General features: G+C 60.0%; 9 protein-coding genes and 4 pseudogenes. 6 read left to right on the plus strand and 7 right to left on the minus strand.

Annotated features, from left to right (window positions below; genetic code table 11):
• The coding region (locus RZR99_RS31170; RefSeq protein WP_323123591.1) for a YadA family autotransporter adhesin at nt 1–3,059 on the plus strand (3,059 nt) is incomplete at its 5' end.
• Between the two features lie 106 nt (nt 3,060–3,165).
• Here the strand turns inward: RZR99_RS31170 and RZR99_RS31175 are convergent.
• Together RZR99_RS31175 and RZR99_RS31180 are read right to left on the minus strand one after the other, a co-directional pair.
• Nucleotides 3,166–3,859, minus strand: a protein-coding gene (locus RZR99_RS31175) for an IS6 family transposase (protein WP_323123592.1) whose coding sequence is annotated in 2 segments (ribosomal slippage) — nt 3,166–3,817 and nt 3,816–3,859 — 696 coding nt in all. Because the reading frame shifts where the segments join, the coding sequence is not laid out codon by codon here.
• Between the two features lie 92 nt (nt 3,860–3,951).
• Nucleotides 3,952–4,086, minus strand: a pseudogene (locus tag RZR99_RS31180) (helix-turn-helix domain-containing protein); the annotation flags it as partial.
• Nucleotides 4,087–4,263: 177 nt separating this feature from the next.
• Here RZR99_RS31180 and RZR99_RS31185 point away from each other — a divergent pair.
• A complete protein-coding gene (locus RZR99_RS31185) occupies nt 4,264–4,470 on the plus strand; it encodes a type II toxin-antitoxin system VapB family antitoxin (RefSeq protein WP_323123586.1) in 207 nt (68 codons plus the stop codon).
• Nucleotides 4,467–4,850, plus strand: coding sequence for a type II toxin-antitoxin system VapC family toxin (locus RZR99_RS31190; protein WP_323123587.1), 384 nt, complete (start codon nt 4,467–4,469; stop codon nt 4,848–4,850). Before RZR99_RS31185 ends, RZR99_RS31190 begins: the two co-directional genes overlap by 4 nt.
• 210 nt (nt 4,851–5,060) lie before the next feature.
• On the opposite strand, the pseudogene RZR99_RS31195 reads toward RZR99_RS31190, so the two are convergent.
• Nucleotides 5,061–5,249, minus strand: a pseudogene (locus tag RZR99_RS31195) (DDE-type integrase/transposase/recombinase); the annotation flags it as partial.
• A 231-nt stretch (nt 5,250–5,480) separates the two neighbouring features.
• Here RZR99_RS31195 and RZR99_RS31200 point away from each other — a divergent pair.
• On the plus strand, nt 5,481–5,762 hold the full coding sequence (locus tag RZR99_RS31200) for a hypothetical protein (protein WP_323123588.1): 282 nt from the start codon (nt 5,481–5,483) through the stop codon (nt 5,760–5,762).
• 50 nt (nt 5,763–5,812) lie between these two features.
• Nucleotides 5,813–5,985 (plus strand): annotated as a pseudogene (locus tag RZR99_RS31205) (IS6 family transposase); the annotation flags it as partial.
• A gap of 162 nt (nt 5,986–6,147) precedes the next feature.
• Here the strand turns inward: RZR99_RS31205 and RZR99_RS31210 are convergent.
• The 3 genes from RZR99_RS31210 to RZR99_RS31220 all read right to left on the minus strand — a co-directional run bounded on the left by RZR99_RS31210 (nt 6,148) and on the right by RZR99_RS31220 (nt 10,422).
• Entirely contained in the window at nt 6,148–6,549 is a 402-nt protein-coding gene (locus RZR99_RS31210; RefSeq protein WP_323123589.1) for a hypothetical protein, read from the minus strand.
• Between the two features lie 13 nt (nt 6,550–6,562).
• Nucleotides 6,563–8,299, minus strand: coding sequence for a S10 family serine carboxypeptidase-like protein (locus RZR99_RS31215; RefSeq protein WP_407655538.1), 1,737 nt, complete (start codon nt 8,297–8,299; stop codon nt 6,563–6,565).
• Nucleotides 8,300–8,457: 158 nt separating this feature from the next.
• The gene (locus tag RZR99_RS31220) at nt 8,458–10,422 is read right to left on the minus strand and encodes a Xaa-Pro dipeptidyl-peptidase (protein ID WP_323123590.1); all 1,965 of its coding nucleotides are present in this window, start codon (nt 10,420–10,422) and stop codon (nt 8,458–8,460) included.
• A gap of 356 nt (nt 10,423–10,778) precedes the next feature.
• Here RZR99_RS31220 and RZR99_RS31225 point away from each other — a divergent pair.
• Nucleotides 10,779–11,492: pseudogene (locus RZR99_RS31225) on the plus strand (IS6 family transposase).
• 725 nt (nt 11,493–12,217) lie between these two features.
• Here RZR99_RS31225 and RZR99_RS33475 read toward each other — a convergent pair.
• Nucleotides 12,218–12,349: an N-acetylmuramidase domain-containing protein gene (locus RZR99_RS33475; protein ID WP_407655539.1), complete on the minus strand. Its 132-nt coding sequence runs from the start codon at nt 12,347–12,349 to the stop codon at nt 12,218–12,220.
• Nucleotides 12,350–12,360 lie beyond the last annotated feature (11 nt).

The raw sequence follows: 12,360 nt of genomic DNA on the forward strand, positions 1-12,360 counted from the left end.
CGGGTCTGAGTACGGCGACAAGCGGAATCACGTCGCTGTCGACGGGGCTGAGTACGACCAATAGCTCGGTGACTTCGTTGTCGTCGTCCACCTCGACCGGACTGTCGACGGCCACGAGTTCAATTACGTCGTTGTCCACGTCGACTTCGACGGGCCTGAGCACGGCGACGAGCGGAATTACGTCGCTGTCGACAGGGCAGAGCACGACCAACCGCACGGTGACTTCGCTGTCGTCGTCCACCTCTACCGGGCTGTCGACGGCGACGAGTTCGATTACGTCCTTGTCGACCTCGACTTCGACGGGTCTGAGTACGGCGACAAGCGGAATTACGTCGCTGTCGACAGGGCTGAGCACGACCAACAGCACGGTGACTTCGCTGTCGTCGTCCACCTCAACCGGGCTGTCGACGGCCACGAGTTCAATTACGTCGTTGTCCACGTCGACTTCGACAGGACTGTCGAGCGCGAACAGCTCGATTACTTCTTTGTCGACTTCGACTTCGACGGGCCTGAGCACGGCGACTAGCGGAATTACGTCGCTGTCGACAGGGCAGAGCACGACCAACCGCACGGTGACTTCGCTGTCGTCGTCCACCTCAACCGGCCTGTCGACGGCCACGAGTTCGATTACGTCTTTGTCGACGTCGACTTCGACAGGACTGTCGAGCGCGAACAGCTCGATTACTTCTTTGTCGACTTCGACTTCGACGGGCCTGAGCACGGCGACAAGCGGAATTACGTCGCTGTCGACAGGGCTGAGCACGACCAACAGCACGGTGACTTCGCTGTCGTCGTCCACCTCAACCGGGCTGTCGACGGCCACGAGTTCAATTACGTCGTTGTCCACGTCGACTTCGACAGGACTGTCGAGCGCGAACAGCTCGATTACTTCTTTGTCGACTTCGACTTCGACGGGCCTGAGCACGGCGACAAGCGGAATTACGTCGCTGTCGACAGGGCTGAGCACGACCAACAGCACGGTGACTTCGCTGTCGTCGTCCACCTCAACCGGACTGTCGACGGCCACGAGTTCGATTACGTCTTTGTCTACCTCGACATCGACAGGACTTTCGAGCGCGAACAGTTCGATGACTTCTTTGTCGACGTCGACTTCGACGGGTCTGAGCACGGCGACAAGCGGAATCACGTCGCTGTCGACAGGGCTGAGCACGACCAACAGCACGGTGACTTCGTTGTCGTCGTCCACCTCAACCGGGCTGTCGACGGCCACGAGTTCAATTACGTCTTTGTCCACGTCGACTTCGACAGGACTGTCGAGCGCGAACAGCTCGATTACTTCTTTGTCGACTTCGACTTCGACGGGTCTGAGTACGGCGACAAGCGGAATCACGTCGCTGTCGACGGGGCTGAGTACGACCAATAGCTCGGTGACTTCGCTGTCGTCGTCCACCTCGACCGGACTGTCGACGGCGACGAGTTCAATTACGTCTTTGTCCACGTCGACTTCGACGGGCCTGAGCACGGCGGCAAGCGGAATCACCTCGCTGTCGACAGGACTGAGCACGACCAACAGCAATGTCACGTCGCTGTCCACCTCGACCTCGACCGCGATCCAGGCCGCCAAGACGCACTACTACAGCGTCAACGACAACGGCACGCAGCAGTCGAACTACAACAACGACGGCGCCACCGGCGTCAACGCCCTCGCGGCCGGCACCAACGCATTCGCCGCGGGCGCCAGCAGCGTCGCGGTCGGCGACGGCGCCAACGCCAACTCCGACGGCTCCGTCGCGATCGGCCAGCACGCCTCCGCCACCGGCGGCAAGGCGGTCTCGATCGGCGCGGCCAACACCGCCTCGGGTGACGGCGCGGTTGCGATCGGCGACCCGAACGTCGCAACCGGCACCGGTGCGGTCGCCCTCGGCGCGAACAACACGGCCACCGGCAACGGCGCCCTCGCGATCGGCAATGCGAACATCGCCTCCGGCGCGGGCTCGCTCGCCCTCGGCAACACGTCGACCGCCGCCGGCGTGGGCTCCCTCGCCTTCGGCAACGGCGCCATCGCGCTCAACTCCAACGACGTCGCGCTCGGCTCGGGCTCCATCACCGCCGCGCCGAACCCGACCGCGACCGGCACCGTCGGCGGCGTGACCTACAACTACGCGGGCACCACCCCGACCAGCGTCGTCAGCGTCGGCGCGCCAGGCGCCGAGCGCCAGGTCACCAACGTCGCGGCGGGTCAGGTCACGGCCACCAGCACCGATGCGATCAATGGTTCGCAGCTCTACGCGACCAATCAGTCCGTCAGCAGCCTGTCGACCGCCACGTCGACCAGCATCGCGTCGCTGTCGACGGGCGTCAGTTCGCTGTCCACCGGTTTGAGCTCCACCAACAGCAACATCGCCTCGCTGTCCACCTCGACCTCAACCGGCATCAACTCGCTGTCCACCGGCCTGAATTCCACCAACAGCACCGTCGCCTCGCTGTCCACCGGCGTGACCAACATCAACAACCAGATCACGTCGCTGTCGACCACGCTCAATAACAACACGACCCAGGCATCCAACACGACCGGGATCGCCGCCGACATGAACGGCACCGGCTCCGACAAGCCGACCGTCACCGCGGGCTCGAACTCGGTCGCGATCGGCGCCAACTCGAACGATGGTGGCCGCTCCAACGTCGTGTCGGTCGGCAGCAGCACGCAACAACGTCAGATAACCAACGTCGCGCCGGGTACGGAAGGTACTGATGCCGTGAACCTAAATCAACTGAATAACTCGGTCAACTCTGGAATTAGTACAGCCAATAGCTACACCGACCAGCGAATCAATACGGTGAATCAGGCCATCAACGATGTGGCGAGAAATGCGTACTCCGGTATCGCAATGTCAATGGCTATGTCGGGCACGTACCTCCCCACGCTGAACCCGGGCGAAAAGACCCTAGGCGTTGGCATGGGGGGATATCAGGGCTATGGTGCGGTGGCGATCAACTTCAAGGGATTATCTGGAACGGGGAAGATTGCGTACGGTGTAGGGGTGTCTACAAGTGGTCACGCCGTCGGCTTCAATGCTGGTATGGGAGTGAAGTGGTGAAGCGAGGATTGGAGGCGACCTAACACGTTCGGAGTATGCGGTCGTTTAATGGGTTCTGTCGCGATAACGCAGCCCGAGCGAGTTCGAGCAGTGTTATTAGGATTCTTTACATTGCCAAAAAGTAAAACTGCTGGCCAACGGAAAGCGGTACGTTGCGGGTCACCTGCAACTGCCCTTTCCGGATCATGTGCATGATCTCGATGCCAGAAAGAATGATGCGCGCACAACGAAAACTCTTGAAACCCAGCATCGGCTTGACGATCCGCTTGATCGCCCGGTGATCCTGCTCGACGATGTTGTTCAGGTACTTGCACTGTCGGATCTTGATGGGCGTCTCTCGCCCGGCATTGAAGCCCCGAAGGGCCGCGAGATTGGCCCCGCTTTTGTCCACTGTAACCGTCTCCGGCACGCCATTCTGGTCAATGGTCTTTTCGAAGTACCGCTGGGCGGCAGCCCTATCACGGCGGACCCGAAACAGGAAATCAACCGTGTTGCCGCCCTTGTCGGCGGCCCGGTACAGATACTTCCACTGACCGCGCAGCCTGATGTATGTCTCGTCCATCCGCCCGCTTGCGCCCACCGGACGTTTGCGCTGTCGGAACGCCTTTTCGAATAGCGGCACCCGCTTGATGACCCACCGGTGCGCGGTCGAATGATCGACCTCCATGCCATGGTCGGTCATCATTTCTTCGAGATTGCGCAGGCTCAGTGAATACGCCACGCACCACCGCACGCACAGCAGGATGATGTCGAACGGGATGCAATCGCTTTAGCACTTTCGCAACGTCCGGTGCCAGCATCTTGCGTGAAATGCGCGCCTTCTTCACCAGGGTGTCAGGCAGATTTTTCTTCTTCCGATTCTACTCCATCGCGTTATCGCGACAGAACCGATCGGCTCGACGGCATCGGTCTGCCGCAGCCAGCTACGTACCGTGTTTCGGGACAGGCCCGTACGCCTCGCTATCTCGCGCAGCGGGACCTTCTTGCGGAAATACAGCTGCGGCGGCCTGCGGTGGTGGCCCGCCACCGACGAGACACCGGCGACCTGGTGTTGAGGTTTGCAAATTCCGCTAGCCAAGATCACCAAACCCGCTAGCGGTAAGTTGACAGAGCTGTCAAATTGCTTTGATACCCTACCCGCTGGACTCCCACCCCTACCCCCATGATGATATAATTGATGCATAATCGCATCAATGGAGGCATCATGCGCACCACCGTTACTGTCGACGACACTCTCTACGCGCGCGCGCTCGAGCTCGCCGAGCCGGATATGGCGCCTGCTGACCTGTTCCGGGCCGCACTGGAGACGTTCGTACGCGTCCAAGCCGGCCAACGCCTGGCTGCGCTGGGCGGTCGCTCGCCCGACATGCCGGACGTACCGCGTCGCGCTTCGAAGGCGACCGCCCGATGAGCGTGCTGATCGATACGTCCGTCTGGGTCGAGCACTTCAGGCGACCGCTGCCGGCGCTGGTCCAACTGCTGCGCGTCGACAACGTGCTCTCGCATCCGCTGGTGCTGCTCGAGTTGACATGCGGAACACCTCCCGAGCCGCGCACCCGGACACTGGGAGACCTCGCGCTGTTGCGTCAAACCCGCCTTGCAACGCCCGTCGAAGTTATGGATTGGATCGAGCGAGAACGGTTGCATGGGCGCGGATGCGGCGCCGTGGATTGCACTCTGCTGGCGTCGGTGCTGTTGACCCCAAACACCTGGCTCTGGACGCGCGATCGACGGCTCGCGCAGTTGGCCGGACAGTTCGGGGTTCAGTACGTACCGCCCGAGCTGCATTGAGCGAGGCCGTTGCCGGCATCGTTTCGCAGTCCGTCGCCCGGCCGAGCGGGACGCCATTTCACTGGTTACGAACAGCCCGCCCGTTCCCGGGCGGGCTGTTCATTAGAGCGGCAAATGCCACAAGAACCAGATCAGTCTTGCCGCTTGAAAGGCGAAGCTGTTGATTTCCACCGAGTCTTAACCCACCGGCTCTATTACGGTGCCCGCTGACACATGCTTCACATTCACGGGTTCCGGAATGTCGGCCTTGGCCACCGGATAGCTGCGTAGCTGATCGGTGGCGATCATGCGTGGTGCCGGGCAGGTGCGCAGCACCCGCTGGAAGAAACGTTTGGCGGCGACTTTGTCGCGCCGCTTCTGCAGCAGCACATCGAGTTCGGCACCGTGTTCGTCGACGGCGTTGCACCTCAATTTTGTTGGTATTATTGTTGAGGCGTAGCACGCACGGATGACTCGAAGAGGGGATGCGCAGCACGTGCGCCAGCACTCTTTTTACAGTGCGCGGCTCAGAGGGAAGTCGAATTATTTGCATGATGTGTTGTATTGAAAATTGGCATTTGAATATCTTTCTGATACCGATATATTGATGGGATAAATTAAGCAAAACTGATTAAAATCGTTGAGGTAAGCATGGACAATGTTTTGTATTTCATAACGAGAATGACCGAAGGGTTTTTGGATTTATTGTGGTTTGGGCCTCGTACTGAACAGCCCGGGTCAGCGCGATGGAATTTTATTGTCGACTTTAGTAAGAATACTGCTCTTGGTGCGGCGTTTGGTGGAGTCGGCGTGGCAGCGGCCGCATATTACAGCGGCGCTATTAGTTGGTCGAGCGCGGCTATCGGCGGCATGATCGCCGGAGGAATTGCAGCAGCGCTGACGTATAAACGTCACCACGGTGACGGAGCATAGAGAACGGCATTGTCACGTTGAGCAGATGGTCGGTAGCGTAGGATGTCGAAATGAAAAGGCAATCGCTCTATCGTGGACATCGATTCCCAGCGGCCACCATCAGTCAGGCTGTGGTTGGTATTTCCGCTTCCAGCTCAGCCTGCGTGACATCGAAGAACTCCTTTTCGAGCGTGGTGTCGTGGTGAGCCGCGAAACGATTCGCCGCTGGTGCGACAAGTTGGGGTGCCCTCAAGAAACGGATTTTTACGTACGCTAAGGCTTGTGGTTGCCGCATCGGCAGGAAGGGGCCAATGGAATTGACGTTGCGGAGAGCCCCGCGAGAAATCGAAATGATCTGACCGGAAATGAAATTCCCCGCCATACACGGCGGGGAATCCAGACCACGTTACAGCTGCTGATTCTGTTTCGTCGCATTTTTCATGCGCATGATGTGCTGCGGCGTTCGTTCAGACATGAACCGCAGCACGTCATCGAGCCGGATATAACCCGTCCCCGCACGGTCGATCTCCGAGAAATGGTCACTGACCAGCCCCCAGCCAGCCGCCTTGGCCTGTTGCTTCGACAATAGTCCGTCGGGATTGCCGCCGGTGGCGGCGGTAAAACGCTGGGCGACCTGGTTATCCACGTCTCGCGTCACGGAGCCCTCCGATTGCTTGGGAGGTTGAACCCAGCCCTCGGGCGGTGGCGGCGGCTTCGGCAAATCGTCATAGGCACGCGCTGCGCCGATGCCTGACATCGAAATGACGGAGGCGGCTACGGTGAAACCAAAATAAGTCACGATTTTCATAGCTGTCCTCGGCTTACAGTAAGGAACCGTCCGCGATACGCGCTGGCGACTTGTAATAGCTGTCGATCGTCTGTTTCAGCGGCGCGCGCGATGCCTCGGTGTTGTAGATCATGTGCCCGCCTTCGAACCATTTGACCGGGATGCGATCGCCCAGGTTCACCCCCTCGAGATCCAGCTCGGTCTGGAAGCCTGGCGTTGCGATATCTTCATAACCGTGAAGAATCAGCAATTTGGCATCCGGGTTCGCGGTGAGAACGGCTTGAATGTCGGTAATGCTCTGCGGGTAATAGTATTTGCTCCCTGCCCGCTTCCATTTCCAGTTCGAGATCGTCGCACTATTGAGTGGCTCGTAGCTCGACTGGGTCTTGTAGTTGACGAAATCGGGGAAATACGTCTTGAGTTGATTGAGGAAGGCCACGTCGATGTAGCTGTCCGCCGCGAAGCTGTTGCCGTTCGGTACCTTCATGCGTGCATCGTAGCGTCCGAGGTTGTAACCGGGAACCAGCGCGCTTCGGAACGGCCCCGGCGTGTAGTTGAACGTGCTCTTCCAAGTCGACGCGGGAATCCCGGTATAGTCGGCCATCCGGTTCAGGAGCGCTTGTCCGGCAGTGCTTGCCGCATACGCATTCCATTGGTTGTTCGGTCGACCGTTGGTAAAATAGGACCCGTAGGTCGTCTGGAATGTCGTCCTCGCCAGCGTGCGTAGCTCGCCGAGGTACTGCTCCTGTGTTTGCGTGCCGCGCTTGACGGATTTCTTGAAGTAGTCTGCGGCCATTGCGTAGGACGGGATGTAACCCTCGCATGTCACTCTCCCCCCCATCATGTCGCAATTGGAGTTGTAGTCGACGAGCGGCGAATTGAGGATGAATCCCGCCAGGACCTTGGCCGGCTTGCCGGACGGATCGGGGGCGTAGCCGCTGGTACCCGCCTGCTCCAGCAGATTGGCGACGATCGGTGTGCGGATGCCGCCGTAGGATTCGCCGTACAGGTACTTCGGCGAGCTCTGCCGGTTGTACTTGTTCGTGTAGCTCGTGATGAAGTCGGCAACGACCTGGGCATCATCGTCGGTGCCCCATAGATCGCCGTTCTTGAGCGGCTCGATGGCCGTGGAAAGACCGGTCCCTGGCGGATCGACGAAAACGATATCCGACTGGTCGAGCAGCGAAATCGCATTGTCCTCAAACGGGAAGCTGCCGGGCTGCTTAGTGGGATCGGCCATGTTCGGTGCATCGGACTTGAGCCGCTTCGGGCCCCATGATCCCATGTGCAGCCAGATCGACGCCGAACCGGGGCCGCCGTTCCACAAGAACGTGACCGGGCGATTCTCCTTGGGCAGCGCGTCACGCGTGTACGCCGTGTAGAAGATCGCCGCCTCGGCCTTCTTGCCCGACCCGTTCTGCCGGTAGGCAACGAGGTGCCCAGCGCGCGCGACATACGGCAGCACCTTCCCGTTGATGGTGATCGTGTGTCGCTTGACTGACGAATCCTCGCTGATCCTGGACATCGCGATCGATCCGTTGATCGTCGTGTCGTAGGTGTTGCCGTCGTTCAGCACCTTGTCGGCCGGCGCAACTCTTGCAAACACGTCCAGCTCGGACTCCTCTGACGCCGTGACCGGCGTTGACGGCGAGGTGACTGTCGTGTTCGCCGCGCTCACGGCAGTGGACGACGGGTCGTCACCACCGCATGCGGCCAGTACTACCGTGGCGAGCACAGTGGCCACGGCCCAGACTGGAATTCTTATCGTCATCGATCAATCTCCTGAACAGTTCAATTCATTAGATATGCTTATAAATATACAACGACTTCGATCAACCCGAAAAACCCTGCGTCGCATACCTCGTCATACCCGATAGCGTCGGCGAGACATCCCGCCGCCGGCTATCGATTCACAACGCGCCGCTCCTGCTACTTCGCCCTCATGACTGCCGCGACGCGTGCCTTCGGAACGACCGGCATCGAGAGCACTGTGTGCGACAGGTCGAGCGTCACCAGTGACGTGCCCTGGTAGCCCTCCAGCTTCAACTTGACCTTGCTGCCCGGCAGTACCGTGAAATCACGCGGCATCATCTCCAGCGAGAAATCGTAGTCCGTGTTCGGCGCGATCGTTTGTGCGACCTCCAGCCCCTTGTAGAAGCGCGGATTTGCCCAGCCGTAGGTCACGTCGTGCCCATCCACCGACAACGTGGCCTTGATGTTCGTGACGGCCGGCGCAAACCGGCCACGCATCGCGACCCGGATCGCGCCGGCGTAGCGGGTCGCGTTCGCGAGCGATTTCGTTTCGTAAGTCACGGCCGTGGCGTTGCTCAAATCGACCGACGCAGCCGGCGTGCCCTCCGCCGTATTCGGCGTCAGCAATCCTCCCGTCCGTCCGTCGCCGCGCAAGTAGTAGGATGTGTCGGCCGTCTTGGGCCATGCATCCTCCTTGATGAACAGCTCGCCCGTCGGAATGCAGTCGCGCGGATTGTGGCCTGAATGGCAATGGCCGATCAGCGTGTCGTCCGTGTCATTCGGATCGGGGGGCAGCGTTGCGCCAACCGGGATGTCACCCGCCGGTGTCTCCCGAACGTACGTCGGCTGCGTCTCGACGCCATTGTTGACGCCGAACAGATAGCGTGAGTACCACATCACGATCTGCTTCTGCCATTCCTTTTGCCACGCGGGATCGTCGTGGTTTCGACTGTGCAACCATAGCTGCACCGGCTTCTTCGCGCGATACAGCGCGTCGTACAGTTGTGTCGCGTTCTTCGTCTTGACGTTGTTGTCGGCCTGCCCCTGTGCAATCAGCGTCGCCGCCTGAATCCGGTCGACCAGCGACGCCGTGTTGCGGGCCTTCCAGAAATCGTTGTACGCATAGGTCGCGTTGTCGGAAGCCGTGACGGCCGCGACGCGCGCGGGTTCGCAGATTGGCGCACGAGCGGACGCCTGCTGGGATTTCATGTAGCTGCCGAGCGATACCGTGTTGTCGATATCCGCGATCACGCCGTTGTAGCGGAAATAGTCGTACCCGCTACTGATGCCCTCCACCGGCACAATCGCCTCGAGCCCCGGCACCCCCGTCACCGCGACCATCGTGGGCAACGTGCCGCCATAGGAAATCCCCTCCATCGCGACGTGTCCGGTCGACCAGGATGCCGCGACCTGTTTGCCCTGGAGATCAAAACCCGGTGCGACAGGGTCACCCGTCAACCAGCGGACGACGCTCGCCATTGCGTCGCGTTCGGTACGGTCCATCACCGACCAGCAGCCGTCCGACTGGTTGGTGCCGATCGAATCGGCGTAGACGATCGTGTAGCCCATCCGCACATACTCCGCCTCGCCGAGAAACGGCGCGCGCGTCTGCGTCGCGTAAGTCGGATCCGCGTAGTACACCGACGGCCGCACGATGACCGGTGTTTTGAGCCCCTCGGCAACTTCGGCGGGCTGCACGATGCGCAGCGCGATCCGGTCGGGTTTGCCGTTCCCGTCGGTGTCGAACGGCGTCTGCACCATCACGTTCAGCTTCAGCGGCGGCCGCATCGACAGCCAAGGCAAGATCATGCCGTTGTCGACAGTCGGGCCATCGTGTCCCGGATACAATCCGGCAAGCTTCGGATAGGACAACCCGGTCAGCGAGCGCTCATATTGCGCGCCGACTTCGGGCACCGGCGTAGGTGGCGTAAAGGGTGCTGGCGCGGGAGCCGTCGTCACGGTGCCGGGCTGGATCGATTGGGGGGAGGTGCTCGGCTGATTTCCATCATTCGACGCGCGCGACGGCACGGAATCATCTCCACCGCATCCCGCCAACTGAATTGCTACCGGTACGAGCAAGATCAGCAGGCGGACATCACTCATGAAAGATTGACAAATCTTCGCTCTCTGCCATGTTTCCATATTTTTATAGAAATGTGTTTATCTGGACATCTAAACAAAATCAGCCGAAGGCGCTGTAACAAATTGAAATATTTCTAGTTGCATGAGGCGATATCCAAAATCACAAGTCAATATCGACTCACAAAAATTGACAAATTTCTGAGCGATACCGATTTTTGGGTCAGGATTCGCGACCGCGAAATTTAGAAGGCCGCAGCGGCCGGAATCGCCCATTGGCAACTCGTTTGTTGGCGTGCCAGACGTAGTCCCCGGTTAAAATGATGTGGCCCCACCCAAGGGGCGTCACGTGAGTACTGTCAGGTTGTTCTAGAAGTCGGCGAATATAATGAGGCATGAAGAAAGTTTCTATCACCGCTCTGCCGCAGGCCGAGGCGCCGGTTTCGTTCAAGGGCTACCGGTTTCCGCCGGACATCATCTGCTACGCCGTTTGGTTGTACTACCGTTTTCCGTTGAGCCTGCGCATGGCTGAGGAGTGACTCGCCGCGCGCGGTATCGAGCTCTTGTACGAAACGGTGCGCTGCTGGGCGACGACATTCGATCTGGCGATCGCGAAACGGGTTCGCTCGGCGGCATGGGGCTGAGGCGACAAGTGTTATCTGGACGAGGTGGTCGTGACGATCAACGGCAGAAAGCACTGACTGTGGCGGGCCGTTGACCAGCGCGGCGCGCAGCTCGATGTGTTGGTGCAGCGTCGCCGCGACAAGGCCGCGGCCAAGCGGTTGATGCGCAAGCTGCTCAAGCGCCACGGCCGTCCGCAGGTGATCGTCACCGACAAACTGCGCAGTTACGCGGCTGTGAACCATGCGCTCGGCCTGAACGTTGAGCATCGGCAGCACAAAGGGCTGGACAACCGGGCGGAGAATTCGCACCAGCCGACCCGGGCGCGCGAGAAGGTGATGCGGCGGTTCAAACCGGCGCGCCAGTTGCAACGATTTTGCTCGGTCCATGGACAGGTTTCGAATCTGTTCATGGGGTGCCGCTACAATCGGAGCGTGCCGTGCAAACACGAGGCACGTGCCCAGGCCTTCGCGGCCTGGGAGAGCGCTGCATGCGACCGGATGCCGGCGTAAGCCGATCGATACTCGTCTCACTCGTCCTTGCTGTCCGGCCGCCGAACAACCTGATAGTACCCCTTGGACTGATCACCGTCACCTTGCCGTACACCGTGCGCAGCACCGTCGGTCGACTGTCCTTGTGGCTCAAGGCCGCACCGCAGCGTCGACAATGGGTCTGGCCCGACAGCCACCTCTCCACCTGATTCGAAACCAGCCCTGCCTGCACTCTGGCCAGCAGCGAGCGCCCCTCGGCAAGACTCAGGCCCAGCTGGGCGAGACTGCAATCAGAGCGCTCAATCACAGCCAGAACTCTCTCACCGGCAGTGACCGTGTCGCTGTCGGCCAACCTTGCTTCGATGATCCATCGCATGGTCTGCTCCCGCCGTTTCGATACCGCACAGCGTACTCCCCACAAAGCCGCTCCCTCCCCGGGTGCCCCCCAAGTTTTGCACGCTCTCTTTGACACCTGACGAGAAAACCGAAAGGAGCCGCGTCGACAACGGGCGCCGCGTGTCACGCCGATGCCGCAGACGCAATGGTGTCCGACCACGAGGAACGGAACCACGGTCCACTTTCCACCCTGGNCCCCAAGTTTTGCACGCTCTCTTTGACACCTGACGAGAAAACCGAAAGGAGCCGCGTCGACAACGGGCGCCGCGTGTCACGCCGATGCCGCAGACGCAATGGTGTCCGACCACGAGGAACGGAACCACGGTCCACTTTCCACCCTGGATTATCATTTATTTGGCACGGACAATTTTTCTCTGGATATGTTTTCGATACGCGCAAGCTAGCTTTAAATCATGAAGATGATAAGCGTAATCGAAGCCATTGTAGTTTCTCGTAAATTCGCCCCATTTTTGAGCTTTCAGTGCCGCTACCA

The sequence above is a fragment of the Burkholderia alba genome (genome assembly GCF_034721475.1).
Lineage (GTDB): Bacteria > Pseudomonadota > Gammaproteobacteria > Burkholderiales > Burkholderiaceae > Burkholderia > Burkholderia alba.